The 17969-nt window shown below is 74.3% G+C and carries 16 protein-coding genes and 1 riboswitch; of the genes, 4 read left to right on the forward strand and 12 right to left on the reverse strand.

From position 1 onward, the window contains the following. Window positions 1–50 precede the first annotated feature (50 nt). Entirely contained in the window at window positions 51–305 is a 255-nt protein-coding gene (locus ACWPWV_RS08105) for a hypothetical protein (protein WP_454042409.1), read from the forward strand. Window positions 306–403: 98 nt separating this feature from the next. On the opposite strand, the gene metE is transcribed toward ACWPWV_RS08105, so the two are convergent. The 8 genes from metE to ACWPWV_RS08145 all read right to left on the reverse strand — a co-directional run bounded on the left by metE (window position 404) and on the right by ACWPWV_RS08145 (window position 10884). After that, window positions 404–2893, reverse strand: a complete 2490-nt coding sequence (gene metE / locus ACWPWV_RS08110; protein ID WP_454042410.1) for a 5-methyltetrahydropteroyltriglutamate--homocysteine S-methyltransferase — start codon at window positions 2891–2893, stop codon at window positions 404–406. Between the two features lie 32 nt (window positions 2894–2925). Next, window positions 2926–3987: a methylenetetrahydrofolate reductase gene (locus tag ACWPWV_RS08115; protein WP_454042411.1), complete on the reverse strand. Its 1062-nt coding sequence runs from the start codon at window positions 3985–3987 to the stop codon at window positions 2926–2928. A gap of 117 nt (window positions 3988–4104) precedes the next feature. Then, window positions 4105–4207, reverse strand: a riboswitch (SAM riboswitch). 107 nt (window positions 4208–4314) lie between these two features. After that, a complete protein-coding gene (locus tag ACWPWV_RS08120) occupies window positions 4315–5835 on the reverse strand; it encodes a sodium/solute symporter (RefSeq protein ID WP_454042412.1) in 1521 nt (506 codons plus the stop codon). Then, complete coding sequence (locus tag ACWPWV_RS08125; protein ID WP_454042413.1) at window positions 5832–6317, reverse strand: heavy metal transporter; 486 nt, start codon at window positions 6315–6317, stop codon at window positions 5832–5834. Before ACWPWV_RS08125 ends, ACWPWV_RS08120 begins: the two co-directional genes overlap by 4 nt. After that, the gene (locus ACWPWV_RS08130; protein WP_454042414.1) at window positions 6314–7168 is read right to left on the reverse strand and encodes a LytR/AlgR family response regulator transcription factor; all 855 of its coding nucleotides are present in this window, start codon (window positions 7166–7168) and stop codon (window positions 6314–6316) included. Before ACWPWV_RS08130 ends, ACWPWV_RS08125 begins: the two co-directional genes overlap by 4 nt. Next, the gene (locus ACWPWV_RS08135) at window positions 7165–8391 is read right to left on the reverse strand and encodes a histidine kinase (RefSeq protein WP_454042415.1); all 1227 of its coding nucleotides are present in this window, start codon (window positions 8389–8391) and stop codon (window positions 7165–7167) included. Before ACWPWV_RS08135 ends, ACWPWV_RS08130 begins: the two co-directional genes overlap by 4 nt. 130 nt (window positions 8392–8521) lie before the next feature. Further along, window positions 8522–8788, reverse strand: coding sequence for a YbdD/YjiX family protein (locus tag ACWPWV_RS08140; protein WP_454042416.1), 267 nt, complete (start codon window positions 8786–8788; stop codon window positions 8522–8524). Then, window positions 8785–10884, reverse strand: a complete 2100-nt coding sequence (locus ACWPWV_RS08145) for a carbon starvation CstA family protein (protein WP_454042417.1) — start codon at window positions 10882–10884, stop codon at window positions 8785–8787. The genes ACWPWV_RS08140 and ACWPWV_RS08145 overlap by 4 nt, the downstream gene beginning before the upstream one ends. Window positions 10885–11245: 361 nt before the next feature. On the opposite strand from ACWPWV_RS08145, the gene ACWPWV_RS08150 reads away from it, so the two are divergent. From ACWPWV_RS08150 to ACWPWV_RS08160, 3 genes are all read left to right on the forward strand, one after another. Continuing rightward, window positions 11246–11803: a GNAT family N-acetyltransferase gene (locus ACWPWV_RS08150; protein ID WP_454042418.1), complete on the forward strand. Its 558-nt coding sequence runs from the start codon at window positions 11246–11248 to the stop codon at window positions 11801–11803. Window positions 11804–11885: 82 nt separating this feature from the next. Continuing rightward, window positions 11886–14657 (forward strand): prealbumin-like fold domain-containing protein, encoded by a 2772-nt coding sequence (locus tag ACWPWV_RS08155; RefSeq protein WP_454042419.1) that lies wholly within the window; start codon window positions 11886–11888, stop codon window positions 14655–14657. Between the two features lie 42 nt (window positions 14658–14699). Beyond that, window positions 14700–15338, forward strand: a complete 639-nt coding sequence (locus tag ACWPWV_RS08160) for a hypothetical protein (RefSeq protein ID WP_454042420.1) — start codon at window positions 14700–14702, stop codon at window positions 15336–15338. Window positions 15339–15344: 6 nt separating this feature from the next. Here ACWPWV_RS08160 and ACWPWV_RS08165 read toward each other — a convergent pair whose 3' ends face one another. The 4 genes from ACWPWV_RS08165 to ACWPWV_RS08180 all read right to left on the reverse strand — a co-directional run bounded on the left by ACWPWV_RS08165 (window position 15345) and on the right by ACWPWV_RS08180 (window position 17936). Next, the gene (locus ACWPWV_RS08165; RefSeq protein ID WP_454042421.1) at window positions 15345–16157 is read right to left on the reverse strand and encodes an SDR family NAD(P)-dependent oxidoreductase; all 813 of its coding nucleotides are present in this window, start codon (window positions 16155–16157) and stop codon (window positions 15345–15347) included. A 45-nt stretch (window positions 16158–16202) separates the two neighbouring features. Further along, window positions 16203–16640: an MFS transporter gene (locus ACWPWV_RS08170; RefSeq protein ID WP_454042422.1), complete on the reverse strand. Its 438-nt coding sequence runs from the start codon at window positions 16638–16640 to the stop codon at window positions 16203–16205. 94 nt (window positions 16641–16734) lie between these two features. Then, a complete protein-coding gene (locus ACWPWV_RS08175) occupies window positions 16735–17349 on the reverse strand; it encodes a TetR/AcrR family transcriptional regulator (RefSeq protein WP_454042423.1) in 615 nt (204 codons plus the stop codon). Between the two features lie 2 nt (window positions 17350–17351). After that, entirely contained in the window at window positions 17352–17936 is a 585-nt protein-coding gene (locus ACWPWV_RS08180; RefSeq protein ID WP_454042424.1) for a sugar O-acetyltransferase, read from the reverse strand. Window positions 17937–17969 lie beyond the last annotated feature (33 nt).

A 17969-nucleotide genomic window follows, 5' to 3' on the forward strand; every position in this document is an offset into this window, starting at 1 on the left:
CCCGGCCGACGAGCCCCAGCCCTCCCCGAACCTCAGAAGGAGCCACCGACATGACCACGACGAGCGAGCAGGCGGCGCACAGCCCTCTCCCGACCGGCACCGAGGGCCGCGACATCCCCGGTCACGCGGGCGCGTTCGCGCGGTTCGTCGTGTCCCTGGCCCTCTTCGTCGGCGGCATCGTCCTCATGGGGTCGGGCATGTCGGTCGAGGCCACCTACGGCGCCTGGCTGTTCGTCGGCGGCATCGCCGCGTGCACGATCGCCTTCATGTGGCCGATGACGTTCACGGGCAACACCGAGCGCTGACCGCCTGCCCCGCAGGGCGCGCGAGGACGACAGGTCGCGAGGGAGAACCCCCCGAGGTTCGCCCTCGCGACCTGCGTCCTACCTCGTGACCTGCCGTACTACCTCGCCGGCTGCTCGAGCGTCGCGCGGACGGCCTTCGCCGCCTCGACGAGGTGCTCGAGCGACGGCACCGTCTCCTCGTAGCGGCGGGTCTTGAGCCCGCAGTCGGGGTTGACCCACACGACCTTCGGGTCGATCGACCTCACGGCGAGCTCGAGCAGCTCCGTGACCTCGCCGGCCGACGGCACGCGCGGGCTGTGGATGTCGTAGACGCCCGGCCCGATCCCGCGGTGATAGCCCGCCTCGGCGAGCTCGGGGACGATCTCCATGCGCGAGCGAGCCGCCTCGACCGACGTGACGTCGGCGTCGAGGCCGTCGATCGCCCCGATGACCTCGCCGAACTCCGAGTAGCACAGGTGCGTGTGGATCTGCGTCGCCGCCTCCACGCCCGACGTCGCGAGGCGGAACGACCGCACCGACCAGTCGAGGTACGCCGGCTGGTCGGCGCGCCGCAGCGGGAGGAGCTCGCGCAGCGCGGGCTCGTCGACCTGCACGATCCCGATGCCCGCCGCCTCGAGGTCCGCGATCTCGTCGCGCAGCGCGAGCCCGACCTGGTTCGCGGTGTCGCCGAGCGGCTGGTCGTCGCGCACGAACGACCACGCGAGGATCGTCACCGGCCCGGTGAGCATGCCCTTGACCGGCTTGTCGGTGAGCGACGCGGTGTACGCGGACCACTCGACCGTGATCGGTGCGGGACGCTGCACGTCGCCCCACAGCAGCGGCGGGCGCACGCAGCGCGACCCGTACGACTGCACCCAGCCGTTCGCGGTGACGGCGAACCCGTCGAGGTGCTCCGCGAAGTACTGGACCATGTCGTTGCGCTCGGGCTCGCCGTGCACGAGCACGTCGAGGCCCAGCTCCTCCTGCAGCGCGACGACGCGTGCGATCTCGTCGCGCATGGCCGCCGTGTAGTCGGCGTCCGAGAGCGCGCCCTTGGTCCACAGCGCGCGGGCGCGGCGGATCTCCGGGGTCTGCGGGAACGACCCGATGGTCGTGGTCGGCAGCGGCGGCAAGTTCAGGTGCTCCTGCTGGGCGGCCGCCCGTTCCGCGTACGGGCCGCGCGCGAAGTCCGCGTCGGACAGCGCGGCGGCGCGCTCGCGCACGGCGGGGACGACGACGCCCTCCGCGGCCGCGCGCGACGCGACGGCGGCGCTCGACGCGGCGAGCGCGTCGGCCACGGCCTCGCGGCCCTCCGTGAGGGCGCGGGCGAGCGTCGCGACCTCCCCGACCTTCTGGTCGGCGAACGCGAGCCACTCGCGCAGGCGGGGGTCGAGCGTCGTGCCCGGGGCCGTGCCCGGCTCGGCGAACGTCTCGTCCTCGACGTCGTGCGGCACGTGCAGCAGCGACGTCGACGTGCCGACGGCGACCGCTCCCAGGTCCGGTCCGGGCACGTACGCCTCGAGCAGGTCGAGCTTCGCGGCGAGGTCGGCGCGCCACACGTTGTGCCCGTCGATCACGCCGAGGACGAGGGTCTTTGTCCCGAGCCCCGAGGGCAGGCCGTCGGGAAGGTCGGCGGCGACGCCGTCGAGCGCGATCGCCTCGACGTCCGTTTCGGCCAGGACCGCAAGGAAGTCGAGAGACCGGCCGTCCGGACCCGGCGAGGTCTCGAGCCGCCCGTATGGCGCGGCGACGAGGATCGCGGGCCGCGTGTCGTCTGCCGAGGCCGGGTTCTCGCGGGACCCGGACGTCTGGTTGCCGTCCGACCCGGGGCTCCGCACGGGCTGGAGATCCGTGGCGAGCGCGCGGTACGCCCTCTCGACCGCCTCGGCGAGCTCCGCGGCGTCCGCCGAGTCCGTGACGAGGATCGGCTCGTCGAGCTGGACCCACGGCGCGCCCGCCGCGGCGAGCGCGCGCAGCAGGTCGGCGTAGGCGGCGACGACGTCGTCCAGGCGGTCGAGCGGCGAGTACCCGGCGGGGGCGTCGTCGGCGGCCTTCGACAGCGCGAGGAACGTCACCGGCCCGACGACGACCGGCCGGGTCACGACCCCGGCCTCCTTGGCCTCGACGAACTGGCGCACGACGTGGTCGTCGACGAACCGGATCGGGGTGTCCGGACCGATCTCGGGCACGAGGTAGTGGTAGTTCGTGTCGAACCACTTGGTCATCTCGAGGGGTGCCCGCGAGTCCTGGCCGCCGGTGCCGCGAGCGACCGCGAAGTACCCCGCGAGGTCGAGCCGGCCCTCGGCGTCGGTGAGCCCGGCGAACCGGGACGGCACGGCGCCGAGCATCGCGACGACGTCGAGCACCTGGTCGTAGGAGGAGAACGAGCCGGGGACGGACGCGTCGTCGGCGCCGAGGCCGAGGTCGACGAGCCGCCGCACGGTCGCGATCCGCAGGTCGCGCGCGGTGGCCTCGAGCTCGTCGGCGGTCGTGCGGCCGGCCCAGAAGGCCTCGACGGCCTTCTTGAGCTCACGCCGGCGCCCGATGCGCGGGTAGCCGAGGACGGTCCCGGCCGGAAAATGGGTAGGGGAGGGTACGGAAGCGGTCATGATCGAAACCTCTTGCTGGTCCTGAGGACCGGTCAGACGGGTGTGCCGCGTGAGGCGACGCCCGTCGTGGGCAGGGAGGTGCCGGTGACCCACGGCCCGCTGGCCAGGTCCGGACCGCCGGGGAGGTCGACGACAGCCGAGTCGTCGGTCCCGGGCGTCCCGCCGCCGAGGTGAACACCCTCGAGCAGGTCAAGAGCGGCGCGGTACTTGTTGAACGTGTACACGTGCAGGCCCGGCGCACCGGCGTCGAGGACGCGCTGCGCGAGGTCGGACGAGTACGCGATCCCGTAGGCGTGCTGCGCCTCGGGGTCGGGCAGGGCGTCGAGCGCGTCCAGCAGGCGCTGGGGTGCAGGGACGCCCGTGAGCTCCTCGACGCGACGGAGCCTGCGCGGCTCCGTCGTGGGCAGCAGCCCGGCGAGGACGGGGATCGTCACTCCGGCCGCACGGGCCTCGGCGACGAAGTCGGTGTACGACGACGCGTCGTAGAACAGCTGCGTGATCGCGAAGCTGGCGCCCGCCTGCTGCTTCTCGAGCAGGCGCTGCACCTCCTGGGTGCGCGTCGTGCCGGCGTCGCGGTTGCCGTCGACGAACGTCGCGACGGCGATCGTCAGGGGGCGGGCCGCGCCGCGCAGCGCGAGCGAGGGGTTCGCGGCGCAGCGCGACGCCTCGACCTCGCGCAGGAGCGCGACGAGCTCGAGGCTCGACCCCACGCCGTCCGGGGCCGGCCGCCAGTCCGGCTGGTCCTTCGGGGGGTCGCCCCGCAGCGCGAGGAAGCTCCGCACCCCGGCGTCGAGGAAGTCGGTGATGACGTCCTCGACGTGCTCGCGGGACGCCCCGACGCACGTGAGGTGCGCGATCGCGTGCACGGGCGTCCCGTGCAGGAGCCGGCCGATGACGTCGAGCGACGTCTTGCGGTCGGTGCCCGCCGCGCCGTACGTCACGGAGAGGAAGTCCGGCTGCGTCGCGACGAGCCGGCGCGCGGTCTCCCAGAACTTCGGCGCCGCGTCCGGGCGCCGCGGCGGCATGAGCTCGAACGAGACCGTGGGCCTCGCCGTCTCGGCGTGCGCGCGCCGGACGGCGTCGGCGACGCTCACGCCGCGACCTCGCGCGGGGGCTGCGCGGCGGGGCGCGCCGACGTGCGGACGGGAGCGCTCGCCGTCGGGCACGGAAGGCCCGGACGGTGCGCGAAGGATGCCTCGTTGACCATAGTCACTCCATCGACCCTGGCGTTAGCACCTTTGTCCTCGGGAGGCTTCCGTCGGCGGGTTGCTGCGGTGTCGTCGAGCCAGGACTCTCGACCGCTCTGGATGGTTCACCCGATCCTAAGCGGTATCCGCCATGCGGTCGAGGGCGCTCGTCAGGTGAGACGGGTGTGTCACGGGCGGCCGGGAGGCCGACGCGCGCGGCGGTCGGCGCGCGGCTCATCGGCGGGGGATCTCGGGCACGTGCAGCCGGCGCAGGATCCGGTCGGCCCGCAGCGGCGGCCCGCGGCGGTCCAGCCGCGACACGACGACGACCGTCGCCGTCGCGAGCGGGACGGTCCACGCGGCCGGCTGCCCGAGGAGCGCTCGCACCCATCCCGGCACGGCGTCGTCCCCGCCCGACGGCGCCACCCCGTAACCGGTGCCGATCGCGGACGAGGCGAGCAGCGCCGTCGCGCAGAGCACCGCGCCGACGACCATCCCGGCCACCGCGCCGCGGGCCGTGAGCCCGCGCCACCACACGCCGAGCAGGATCACCGGGGACAGCGCGGACGCGGCGAACACGAACACCGTGCCGACGCTCGTCACGAGGCCCTGCGGGATGGTGACGAGCGCGACGGCCAGCGGCACGAGGGTGCACGCGACGGCCGACCACCGGAACGAGCGGACCGTGCCGCCGAACAGGTCCTGGCTGACCACGCCGGCGAGCGCCACGACGAGCCCCGACGACGTGCCGAGGAACGCCGCGAACGCCCCGGCGACGACCAGCGCCGCGAGCAGCTCCCCGCCCGCTCCCGCGACGAGGCGCGTCGGGAGCGTGAGCACGACGGTGTCGGCGAGACCGGGCTCGGCGAGGTCCGGTGCGACGACGCGGGCGACGAGGCCCATCGTGCTCGACACCATGTAGAAGAGGCTGATCATGACGATGACGACGACGGTCGTGCGCCGCGCCGACCCGCCGTCGGGGCTCGTGTAGAAGCGCACGAGGACGTGGGGGAGGCCGATCGTGCCGAGCAGCAGGGCGAGCAGGAGCGACGTCGTGGCGTAGACGTCGGTCGCGGCGGGACCCTGCGCGTGGGGGAACACCACGGCCGGGTCGTGCGCGGTGGCGTCGGCGAGCGGGCCGCCGTCGGCCCCGAGCGCGAGGAGCAGGAACACGACCGGCACGGCGAGGGCGGTGAGCTTGACCCAGTACTGGAACGCCTGGACGTAGGTGATGGACCGCATGCCGCCCGCCGCGACGACGACGCACACGACCGCGGCGACGCCGACCGAGCCGACCCAGGGCGGGACGGGCGCGACGGCCGCGATGACGAGCGCCGCGCCGTGCAGCTGCGGGACCACGTAGAGCCACCCGATGACGAGCACGAGGACGCTCGTCACGCGGCGCGCGGTGACGGAGTCGAGACGCGCCTGGACGAAGTCGGGGATCGTGTAGGCGCCGCTGCGGCGCAGCGGCCCGGCGACGAACAGCAGCACGAGCAGGTAGCCCGCGGCGTACCCGACGGGGAACCAGAACGCCTCGGAGCCTGCGAGCAGCGCCAGCCCGGACAACCCGAGGAACGTCCCGGCCGAGAGGTACTCGCCGCTGATCGCCGACGCGTTCCACACCGGCCGGACCGTGCGCGACGCGACGAAGAAGTCGCTCGTCGTGCGGGAGATCCGCAGGCCGTAGACGCCGATGAGCACCGTCGCGAGCAGGAGCATCCCGACGGCCACGAGGGGCAGCGCGGTGCTCACTCGTCCTCCGCGGGCTGGTCCGCGGCCGCGCCGGGCTCCGCGAGCGCACGGAACCGCCGCTCGTTGCGGGCCGCCGCGACGGCGAACACGACGGCGAAGGCCACGATCACGGGGTAGAAGCCGTACGCGTGGACCAGCCAGGGCAGGGGAACCCCCGCGACGACGACGTCGTCGAGCGCGCTCGTCGTCGTGACGAGCAGGGCCAGCAGGAGGACCGCGACGAGGAACGTCCCCGCGCACGCGAGCCCGAGCCGGAGCTGGGCGCGCGCGAGGCTCCGGGCGTAGACCGTCGCGTCGTCTCCGGTGTCCACGGCCCGGGGCGGGCGCGCGGCGGTGCCCGACGGCGCGGCGTCGGGCCGGGGCCCAGGGTCGCCCGGGCCACCGGGGTGGCCGGGCGGGGCGGGGTCGGTCGAGCGCACGCGCACGCGTGGAGCGCGAACCCCGTGCTCGCCGCCGTCGGCGTCCTCGCCGGGGGTGCTCACGACGGCCGCCGGTGCGGCCGCAGCAGCGCGTCCCGGACTGCCGGGAGCATGCGGCGGCTCACGGGCACCTCGTGGCCGGCGACGACGAGCACGGGCCGTGGCCCTCCGAAGCGCGCGGCGGTGACCGCGCCGCGCTGCACGAGGTAGGAGCGGTGGACGCGCAGGAAGCCGGCCTCCGTCCAGCGCTCCTCGAGGTCGGTGATCGGCTCGCGCACGAGGTAGGAGTCCGTGTCCGTGACGAGCCGCGTGTAGTCGCCCTGCGCCTGGACCCAGCGCACGGCGCTGCGGCGCACGACCCGGGTGGTCTGGCCGACGGTCACGGCGAGGGTCTCGTCGCCGGGGGTCGCGTCACCGGCCGGGGGCCGCCGGCCGCCCTCCGCGGGCGCGCGGCGTCCCTCGTCGGGTGCGGGCGGCCGGTCCGACGACGGCGCGGCAGGTGGCGCGGGCCGCTCGGCCTCGACCCGCGCGACGACGCGCTCGACGGCGCGCGCGAGCCGCTCGCGCCGCACGGGCTTGAGGACGTAGTCGACGACCTCGAGGTCGAAGGCCTCGAGCGCGCGCGCCTCGTCCGCGGTGACGAGCACGACGGCGGGACGGTGCGCGAACCGCGACAGGGCCCGCGCGAGGTCCAGACCGCTGAGGCCGGGCATGTGGATGTCGAGGAACGCGGCGTCGAGCCGTTCCTCGGCGAGGACGCGCAGAGCCTCCGAGCCGGTGGCCGCCGTGCGCACGGACCGGACGTGCGGGTCGGCGCCGAGGAGTCGGGCGAGGTCGTCGAGCACCGGGCGCTCGTCGTCGGCGACGAGGACGTCGAGCGTCGGCCCGTCCGTCGTGCCGGGGGGTGCCGTCACGGGCGGGCCTCGGTCTCGTGCAGGGGCTGCGAGAGCGGGATGCGCATCCGCACCATGGTGCCGGAGCCGGGAGCGGTCTCGATCTCCAGCGCGTGGTCGTCGCCGTAGAGCTGGCGCACGCGGGTGTCGACGTTGCGCAGGCCGACGTGGCCCGCGCGGTCCCCGACGAGCACGGCGTGCAGCGTCGCGGGGTCCGTGCCGACGCCGTCGTCCTCGACCGTGATCTCCGTCCGGGTGCCCTCCGCGCGGGCGGTGATGACGATCGTCCCGCCCTCCTCGCGCGGCTCGAGCCCGTGCCGCACCGCGTTCTCGACGAGCGGCTGGACCGACAGGAACGGGATCGTGGTGGCCAGCACCTCGGGGGCGATCCGCAGCGTCACGGTGAGGCGCTCGCCGAAGCGTGCGCGCTCGAGCTCGACGTACGAGTGGATGCTGCGGAGCTCGTCGGCGAGCGTCGTGAAGTCGCCGCGGTCCCGGAACGAGTACCGCGTGAAGTCGGCGAAGTCGAGCACGAGGTCGCGGGCCCGCTCGGGGTCCGTGCTGATGAACGCGGCGATCGCGCCGAGCGCGTTGTAGACGAAGTGCGGGCTGATCTGCGCGCGCAGCGCCCGCAGCTCGGCCTCGGCGAGCGCCGTGCGCGACGCCTCCAGCTCGCCGAGCTCGAGCTGGGCGGCGCACCACTGCGCGACCTCCTCCGTGGCGCGCACGAGCGGCGGGCGCACGCGGCCGGCGAACGCGACGACGGCACCGACGACCTCGTCGCCCGCGACCACCGGCGCGCCGACGGCCTCGCGCACGGCGTACGACCCCACGTCGACCGTGCCCGACGACGCCGCGGGCGTCGCGGGCCCGTCCCGCTCCGTGGAGACCTGGCGCCGACCGGTCGCGACGACGCGCTCGGCGACGCGCCGCGCGTCGGGCACGAGGTGCGACGGTCCGTCGAGCGCCAGGACGCCGTCGCGCGTGACGATCGCCAGGGCGTCGCAGCCGAGGAGGCTCCGCAGGGAGCGCGCGGCGCGGCGGACGTCGTCGCCGTCGAGCCCGTCGCGCAGGTGGGTCGCGGCGCGCGACGCGAGGTGGAGCGTGCGGAACGTGGCCTGCTCGGAGTCGCTGCCGAGCTCGCGCGTGCCGCGGGCGAACCGGAGCGCGAGGACGAGGCCCGCGGTGAGCAGGACGCCCACGACGAGGCCGACGGCGACGCCGGCGAGCACGGGCCCGGTCATGCAGCGATCGTAACGAGGCGCGGCCGCGGACCGGTGTTCGCCGAGCACGACCTGAGGGCCGTCATCGGCGTGATGACGACCCTCAGGTCGTGGTCGACGGAGCGTGGCGTCGTGCTCGGCCGCGAGGGCGTCAGCAGCAGCGCGACCCCGGGTTGGCGTCCTGGTCCGCCATGCGCGCGCGCCAGAACTCGCGCTCGCTGACGACGTCGCACCCCGGGTGCGCGGCCCGGTGGTGCGCGACGTAGGTGGGGTACGCGTCGTCGCCCATGAGCTGTCGCACGTACCAGCGGACGGCGCGCGCGGCGTCGCGCAGGCGCCGGCCCGCGGTGCGGAGCCCCGCCACGACGGTCGCTCGGACCGTCGTGGCGGAGCCCTGCGTGTCCTGTCGCACCGTCACCGGTGCCCCGTCGCGACAGGACGCCTGTCGGACGGCAGCGCCGCCCAGTCCTTCTCGAGGGCCTTCTCGGGCGCCGACGCGACGATCCCCGAGGGCGCGTAGCGTCGCGACGCGACCGGGGGCTCCTCGTGGTTCTCGCCACCGCCGGCGCGCAGCGCCTTCACGGTCGTGACGACCGAGGCGATCATGACGACGATCGCGAGGACCACGAACACGATCGACAGGGTGCCCTGGACGAACGTGTTGCGGACGACGGCCTCCATCGCCTCCACGGACCCTGCCGTGCCGAACGACGTCTCGCCCGCGTCGAGCGCGTCCTGGAACGCGTCGTGCTGCGCCCAGTACCCGACCGCCGGGACGGGGGAGAAGATCTTCTCGAACGACGCCGTGATCGTCACGACCGCCGTGAACGCGAGCGGCAGCGCGATGATCCACAGCCAGCGGAAGTAGCTGCGGCCGCGCTTGGTGACGATCGCCAGCACGACGGCGAGCGCGATCGCCGCGAGGAGCTGGTTCGCGATGCCGAACAGCGGGAAGAACGTGTTGATGCCGCCGAGCGGGTCGGTCACGCCCAGGTACAGGATCGACCCCCACCCGGCGACCATGATCGCCGTGCACAGCCAGACGCCCGGCCGCCACGTCACGTCCCGGAACTTCGGGGCCACGTTGCCGATCGTGTCCTGGAGCATGAAGCGCGCGACGCGCGTGCCGGCGTCGACCGCGGTGAGGATGAACAGCGCCTCGAACATGATCGCGAAGTGGTACCAGAAGCCCATCATCGCGGTGCCGCCCACGAGCTGCTGCATGATCGTCGCGAGGCCGAGCGCGAGCGTCGGGGCGCCGCCGGTGCGCGACACGATCGACGGCTCGCCGACGGCCTCGGCGGTCGAGGTCAGCATGTCGGGCGTGAGGTTCACGCCCATGAGCCCCAGGCCGTTGACGAACGCGACCGCGCCCTCGACCGTGCCGCCGGTCGCCGCGGCCGACGAGTTCATCGCGAAGTAGATGCCGCGGTCGATGGAGATCGCCGCGACCAGGGCCATGATGGCGACGAACGACTCCATGAGCATGCCGCCGTAGCCGATGAAGCGCGTCTGGCGCTCCTTCTCGACGAGCTTCGGGGTCGTGCCGGACGCGATGAGCGCGTGGAAGCCGGACAGCGCGCCGCACGCGATCGTGACGAAGAGGAACGGGAACAGCGACCCGGAGACCACGGGGCCCGTCTCGCCGCTGGCGAACTCGCTGATCGCAGGGACCGTGATCTCGGGCCGCACGACGATCACCGCGACGGCGAGGACCACGATGACGCCGATCTTCATGAACGTCGACAGGTAGTCGCGCGGCGCGAGGAGGAGCCACACGGGCAGCACGGCCGCGACGAACCCGTAGACGATGACGCCGATCGCGATCGTCGTGCGGTCGAGGTGGAACAGCTCGGCGCCCCACGCGGTGTCCGCGACCCAGCCGCCGCCGATGATCGCGGCCATGAGCAGCACGAACCCGATGACCGAGACCTCCGTGATGCGGCCCGGACGCAGGTAGCGCAGGTAGACGCCCATGAACAGCGCGATGGGGATGGTCATCGAGACGCTGAAGACGCCCCAGGGGCTCTCGCCGAGCGCGTTGACGACCACGAGCGCGAGGATCGCGACGATGATGATCATGATGAGCAGCGACGCGACGATCGCGGCGGTGCCGCCCACGCGACCGAGCTCCTGTCGCGCCATCTGGCCGATGGTCCGGCCGCCGCGGCGCATGGAGAAGAACAGGACGAGGTAGTCCTGCACCGCTCCCGCGAGCACCACGCCGACGATGATCCAGATCGTGCCGGGCAGGTAGCCCATCTGCGCGGCGAGCACGGGCCCGACGAGCGGGCCGGCGCCGGCGATCGCGGCGAAGTGGTGGCCGTAGAGCACGCGGCGGTCGGTCGGGACGTAGTCCTTGCCGTCCTCGCGCACCTCGGCGGGCGTCGCGCGCCGGTCGTCGGGTCGCGTGATGTACCGCTCGATGACCTTCGAGTAGAAGCGGTACGCGATGAAGTAGGTGCAGACCGCGGCGAACACGAACCAGATCGCGTTGACCGTCTCGCCGCGCACGACGGCGAGCATGACCCACGCGACGCCGCCGAGCAGGGCGACCGCGGACCAGACCGCGATCCGCGTCGGGGTCCAGCGCGGGGTGAGGTCGTCCTCGGGGACGGCGGTCGGGGGAGCGAGGGATCGGGGACGATCTCCGGCTCGGGGGCCGCGGGTCCTTCCGCGGTCCGGGTGGACGATGACACGGGAGCCTCCCAGGGCGTCGCGTCGTTGCGTTCGACATCAGCAGGCTAGGGCCGCACGTCCCGGCGCGGAGGCCCCGCCGGGACGGGCGGTGCGCGGGTGCGACGAACGGTGGTCGGCGTGCGACGAGCGGTGCGTCGCTGCCGCCGTCGGCGCCGGTGCGCGCGAGGATGGCGCCGTGGACGACGGCCGTGGCGTGGTCGACGAGCGGACCCCGACGCTCGACGCGCCCCCCGTCCGGCTCCGCGCCTGGCGGCCCGACGACGCGCACGTCGTCGTCGAGGCGTCGCAGGACCCGCTGATCCCTCTCGTGACCACCGTCCCCCGCACGGCCGACCCCTGCGCCGTGGACGCGTACGTCGCCCGGCAGCGCCGACGCCTGGCCGACGGCGTGGGCTACTCGTTCGTCGTCGCGACGGCCGAGGACGACCGCGCCGTCGGACAGCTCTCGGTCCTCCTCCGCGACGTCGACCACGGACGGGTCGGCATCGGGTACTGGGTCGCGGCGAGCAGGCGCCGGCGCGGCTACGCGGGAGCGGCCCTGCGGGCCGCCGCGGACTGGGCGCTGGGCCTGCCGGGGGTCCAGCGCGCGGACCTCTTCGTCGAGCCGTGGAACGAGGGCTCGTGGCGCGCCGCGGAGGGCGCCGGCTTCGTCCGGGAAGGGTTGCTGCGGGGGTGGCAGCGTGTCGGCGGCGAGCGGCGGGACATGTACGTCTACGGGCGTCTGATCGACTGATCGCGTCGCGGGTCGTCGCCGGGCGTGCGTGGGGACCGCGGGTTAGGTTCGTGCCGTCCCCCCGTGACGGAGGTCTCAGCCCGTGCTCCCTCGCTCGTCCCCGGCCGTGCCGGCATCCCGCCCTCGTCGGCTCGCCACGGTCGGTGCGGCGCTCCTCGCGCTCGCCCTCGTGCTGGCGCTCGCGGTACCCGCGGCCCTCTCGGCCTCGGCGCAGACCGCCACGGGCACGCTCTCCCTCTTCAAGCGCATCGAGAACCTCGACACGGGCGCCTCGGAGGGCCGGCGCGAGCTGTGGACCATGCACGCGCAGAACGTCGAGACCGGGGAGCTCGTCGAGGGCGACGGGCTCAACGGCGTGCAGTCGCTCCAGGTCCCCGCCGGGACGTACCGGATCTGGGAGAGCGGTGGCGTCGCGGGCTACCGGTTCCAGGACTGGAACTGCGGGGGCGAGGACATCTTCGACCCGACGCCCGAGGTGGTCGTCTCCGCGGGCGGCACGCTCACGTGCACGGTCGACAACGAGGCGATCTACCCCACGCTGACGCTCGTCAAGGAGGTCGTCGGCGGCACGGCCTCGCCCGAGGACTGGACGCTGCGCGCGCAGGGGCCGTCGTCGATCGGCGGGCCGTCCGGCTCCGACGAGGTGACGAACCGCGAGGTCCGGGTCGGGGAGTACACGCTGTCCGAGGAGGGCGGGCCCGAGGGGTACCGGAACGACGGCTGGGCGTGCGAGGGCGCCGAGGTCGAGGGGTCGACCGTGACGATCGACCTCGCCGACTCGGTGACGTGCACCGTGACGAACGTCGGACCCGTCACGCCGACGGTCCCGACCCTGACGCTCGTCAAGGAGGTCGTCGGGGGTCCGGCCACGGCCGCGGACTGGGACCTCACGGCGACGGGTCCGTCGACGGTCACGGGGACCACGGGCCAACCCGGGGTGTCCGCGGTCGAGGTCGAGCCCGGGGCCTACACCCTCACGGAGGACGGCCCGGCCGGGTACGACGGCGCGTGGTCGTGCACCGGTGCTGCGGCGGGCGACGGGTCCGGCGGCTCGGTCACGGTCGCCGAGGGCGAGGACGTCGTGTGCACGGCGACGAACACGTGGGCCGGCGCGACGCTGACGCTCACCAAGCTGCTCGAGGGCGAGCTGTTCGCTCAGCCCGAGCACTGGACGCTCACCGCGACCGGAGGGCCCGACCCCGACGCCCCGGTGACGGTCAGCGGCCCGTCCGGGTCGGACGCGGTGACGGACGCCTTCGTCCCCGCGGGCGACTACACGCTCGTCGAGGACGGGTGGAGCGGCTTCGAGGCCGGGCCCTGGGTCTGCACGGGCGCCCCCGTGACCGGTGACGTCGTGAGCATCGGTGCGGGCGCGGACGTCGTGTGCACCGTCACGAACACCCCGCTGCCGTCGCTGCTCACGCTCGTCAAGGTGGTCGACGGCGGCCCCGCCGCGCCCGAGGACTGGACGCTGTCGGCGACCGGGCCGCAGCCGGACGGGACCGCGGGCACGATCTCGGGACCGTCGGGCAGCGTCGCGGTGACGCAGGTCGACGTCGGGGAGGGCGTCCACGCGCTCGCCGAGTCGGGCGGACCGCCGGGCTACGAGTCCGAGGGCTGGGTCTGCGAGGGCGGTCTCCTGCAGGCGGGCGCGAACGTCGTGGTCGGGGCCGACGAGGACGTCGTGTGCACCGTGACGAACACGTACGTCGAGTCCACGCTGACCCTCGTCAAGGTCGTCGTGGGCGGGTCGGCGGACCCCGCGGCATGGACGCTCAGCGCGACGGACGCGTCCGGCGAGACGGTCCTCGCGGGCCCCGCCGGCAGCGCCGAGGTCACGTCGGTCGCGGTGCCGACCGGGACCTACGACCTCGCGGAGTCCGGTGGCTTCGGCGGCTACGTGTCCGAGGGGTGGAGCTGTGGCCCGGCGCCGCTCGACGGCTCGACCGTGACCCTCGGTCCCGGTGACGACGTCACGTGCGTGGTGACGAACCGCGCCGAGCTGCCGCACCTCACGCTCGTCAAGGAGCTCGACGACCGGGGTTTCACCGGTGACGTCGAGCCGACCGACTGGACCCTCACCGCCGTGGGCGGCGGCACCTCGATCTCGGGTGCGACGGGCAGCCCGGAGGTCTCGCACGTCGCCGTGGCCCCCGGCCGGTACGTGCTCGGCGAGACCGGCGGCCCCGACGGCTGGACCGCCCTGCGCTGGGTGTGCGACGGCGCGCGCGTCGTCCAGTCCCCGGGCGACGGCGGCGCGCTGTTCTCGACCGTGGTGGTCGAGCCGGGCGACGACGTCACGTGCACGGTCACGAACCACTGGCTCGCGGGCACGCTCACGCTGCACAAGCAGGTGGTCGACGACGTGGTCCCGGTCAGCGACTGGGAGCTCACGGCGTCGGGGCCCACGCCGATCTCGGGCTTCGACGGCAGCCGGGACGTCGCCCTCGTCCCCGTCGCGCAGGGCACGTACGACCTCTCCGAGTCCGGCAGCGGCTGGGACTACGTCGAGGAGGGGTGGGTCTGCGACGGCGGCGAGCTGGTCGACGCGGACACCGTCCAGGTCGACGACGGCGCGGACGTCACGTGCACGGTGACGAACACGGTGCTCGACCCGCCGACGCCGAACCCGACGCCGACCCCGACCGACCCGACCGCGCCTCCGACGGACGGTCCGACGGACGGCCCGACCGACGTCCCGACGGGCGGCCCGGACGGCACGCCCGGTGGCGACGCGGACGGCGGCGGCGAGATGGCGGCCACGGGATCCGACGTGGGGGTGATGCTCGCGGTGGCGCTCGCGGCGCTGCTCTCCGGCGCGGTCCTCCTCGGGGTGCGACGCCGGGTCGGCTGAGCCCGCCGCGCGCGACCCGACGACGCGGGCTACCTTGCTGCCGTGGCCGACGACGAGGTGGGCAGGCGCGAGAGACCGCTGCGCGAGACCGTGACCGTGGTGCTGCTGTCCGTGACGGCGGTGCTCACCGCGTGGAGCGGCTTCGAGGCGAGCAAGTGGGGCGGCGAGATGTCGATCGCGTTCTCGCGCGCCTCCACGCAGCGCATCGAGGCGTCGACGGAGCGGACCCGCTCGGAGGCCGCGCGCGCGATCGACCTCCAGGTGTTCAGCCTCTACCTGGAGGGCGTCGCGAACGGGAACGAGGTGCTCGAGGACTTCGCGCGGGACCGCTTCACGCCGCACTTCGAGCCGGCCTTCGAGGAGTGGCTGGCCTCGCGCCCGCTGCAGAACCCGGACGCCGCCGAGAGCCCGTTCGCGCTCGACGCGTACGTCCCGCCCGGCGAGGTCGAGGCCGTCGAGGCGGACGCCCGCGCCGACGAGTACTTCGACCAGGCCCTCCGGAACAACCAGCGGGGCGACGACTACACGCTCGTGACCGTCCTCTTCGCCCTCGTCCTCTTCTTCGGCGCGTTCGCCGGGCGGTTCCGCTCGGAGCGCGCGTCGTGGGGCATGGTCTGCGCAGGCGGCGTCCTCTTCCTCGTGGGCGTCGGACTGCTCCTGAGCTTCCCGAAGATCGTCTGACCGCCGTCAGTCGACCAGAGCGCCGCCGGTCAGGTTGACGACCGTGCCCGTCATGGCGCCCGCGCGGTCCGACGCCAGGAACGCGGCCGTCTCGGCGACCTCCTCGAGGGTGGGCAGCCGCTGGAGCAGCGTCCCCGCGGCCATGCTCCCGGCGTCGAGGAGCTCCTGCACGGACTGGCCGGCCGCCGCCGCGGCCGGTGCGAAGAGCTCGCGCGTGTACGACCCCGCGGCGGGCGCGTCGACGACGGCGTGCGGACGGAGGCCGACGACGCGGACGCCGCGCGGTGCGAGCTCCGCGGCCAGCAGCCGCGAGAACGCCTCCTTCCCCGCCGCGCTCACGCCGTGACCCAGGATGCCCGGCACGGCCAGCCTCGCCCCCGGCTCCGAGAGGACGAGGACGACACCCGGCCGCTCGCCGCCCATGTGCCGCGCCACGGCCTTGCTCGTGACGAACAGCGTCCGCAGGAAGCCGTCGACGGGCCGCATGAACTCCTCCACCGTGAGGTCCGCGAGGACGGTGCCCTGGTCGTGCGGGACGCTCACCGCGTCGAGCGCGACGTCGATCCCGCCGGCCTTCGCGGCGACCGCTGCGGCGTGCGCCTCGACGGCCTCCTGGTCGAAGACGTCGACCTGTGCCGTCTCGACGGTCCCGCCTGCGGCGGCGATGTCCCGCGCGACGGCGTCGAGCCGTTCCGGCGTCCGCCCGGCGAGGAAGACGCGCGCTCCCTCCCGCGCGAACACCCGCGCGACGGCACCGCCGATCGCTCCTCCGCCGCCGTAGATCACGGCGGTCCTGTCCTCCAGCAGCAGCGTGCTCATGGTTCCTCCTCGGTGGGTGTGTCTCGGGCCGGGACGTGCGCCTGGTCAGGCTCGTGCCGGGACGTCCTCGTCGGCCGTCGTCCCCGGGGACGGTGCGGGCCGCAACGCGCTGGTGGCCGCCGTCATCGCCGCGGCGATGAACAGCCCCTGCACGGCGCTGACGGAGACCCGGGCGACGAGGAACGCCGAGTAGCCGGCGCCGAGCGCAGGCAGCAGGTTGGCGAGGACGAAGACGGCGAGCGAGACGAGCAGGACGACGCGGCGGTCGAGCCGCGTGGTCGCGAGGGTCAGCAGCGGACCGCCGACCGCCAGACCGAGGGCGTTCGCGGTCACGAGCGCGCCGGCGTCCGGGACGGAGACGGTCAGGTCTGCCGCGACCAGGTCGATCAGGCCGACCACGAGCATCTCGGCGCACCCCATCGTGAACGCGCCGAGGAAGAGCGTCGTCAGGACGAGGCGCGGGGGAGCGGTTCGCCGAGGCATCGGGACTCCCTCCTGTTGTGCAACTAGAGAGTTGCACAACAGGAGGGGGTCGCGCAACCCCTCAGTTGCAGATGTGCGCGAGCGGCCGCTGCCGTCAGGCGTCGAGGGCGCTCGCCGGGCCGCCGACGCCGGTGGGTGCCGGCACGCCCGTGAGGCGACGCACGGCGTCGAGGACGTCCGCGTCGTCGTGCGGCTCGGTGTCGAGAGCGCGGTGGATGGTCATGCCCTCGACGAACGCGTCGAGCGCACGGCACGTCGTCGGGTCGAAGTGGTGCCCGAGCGCCGCGCGGCTGCGGCGCATCCAGTCGTTCGTCAGCGTGCGGTAGGCGGGGTCGCGCGCGGCGAGCGTGTAGAGCTCGTGGCTCAGCACGAGGTCCCGCTGCGTGGCGAAGACCTCGTGTGTGACGAGCCGCGTCACGGCCCGGACCGCCTCCTCGGGCGTCGTGGCCTCCACCATGCGGCGCTCGAACTGCGCCGCGGCCTGCCGCGCGAACCGGCCGAACGCCTCCTGCAGCAGGTCGTCCATGCCCGCGAAGTGATAGGTCATCGACCCGAGCGGGACGTCGGCGGCGGCCGCGACGCGGCGGTGCGACGTCCCCGCGACCCCCACCTCGGCCAGCACGTCGAGGCACGCGTCGACGATGCGGTCGCGCCGTCCCGGGTCGTGGCGGCGGGCGCGCGGCAGGTCGGCGGACGGCTCCCCGGGCACGGTCAGGCGACCTGGCGGACCACGCGCGCCGGGTTGCCCACGGCCACGACGCCCGCCGGCAGGTCGCGGGTCACGACGGCACCCGCACCGACCACCGTGTCGGCCCCGATCGTCACGCCCGGGCACACGACCACGCCCCCGCCGAGCCACACGTTGTCGCCGATCGTGATCGGCCGGGCCGCCTCGAGCTTGTCGCGCCGCGGCTGCGGCTCGACGGGGTGCGTGGGCGTGAGGAGCTGGACGTTCGGCCCGATCTGGCAGTCCTCGCCGATCGTGATCGCCGCGACGTCCAGCGCCGTGAGGTTCGCGTTGACGAAGGTGCGCGCGCCCACGTGCAGGTTCTCGCCGTAGTCGACGACGAGCGACGGCCGGATCCACGCGCCGTCACCCAGGGAGCCGAGGAGCTCGGCGAGGATCGTGCGCGACGACGCGTCGTCGGCCACGACGGCGCGGTGGTACTCGTCGGCGAGGCGGATCGCGCGCTTCGCGAGGCGCTCGTTCTCCGGGTCGTCCGCGATGTACAGGTCGCCCGCGAGCATGCGCTCGCGGTTCGTGCGGTCGTCGCCGGCGAAGTGGTCGGTCGTCATGAGGGGGCTCCCTGCTCGGTCTCGTCCCACGGT

The sequence above is a fragment of the Cellulosimicrobium sp. Marseille-Q8652 genome (assembly GCF_965112045.1).

Bases quoted from the DNA above. Each gene is read 5' to 3' on its own strand.
- ACWPWV_RS08105 (WP_454042409.1), top strand. From the start codon at position 51: ATGACCACGACGAGCGAGCAGGCGGCGCACAGCCCTCTCCCGACCGGC.
- metE (WP_454042410.1), bottom strand. From the start codon at position 2,893: ATGACCGCTTCCGTACCCTCCCCTACCCATTTTCCGGCCGGGACCGTC.
- ACWPWV_RS08135 (WP_454042415.1), bottom strand. From the start codon at position 8,391: ATGACCGGGCCCGTGCTCGCCGGCGTCGCCGTCGGCCTCGTCGTGGGC.
- ACWPWV_RS08165 (WP_454042421.1), bottom strand. From the start codon at position 16,157: ATGAGCACGCTGCTGCTGGAGGACAGGACCGCCGTGATCTACGGCGGC.
- ACWPWV_RS08170 (WP_454042422.1), bottom strand. From the start codon at position 16,640: ATGCCTCGGCGAACCGCTCCCCCGCGCCTCGTCCTGACGACGCTCTTC.
- ACWPWV_RS08180 (WP_454042424.1), bottom strand. From the start codon at position 17,936: ATGACGACCGACCACTTCGCCGGCGACGACCGCACGAACCGCGAGCGC.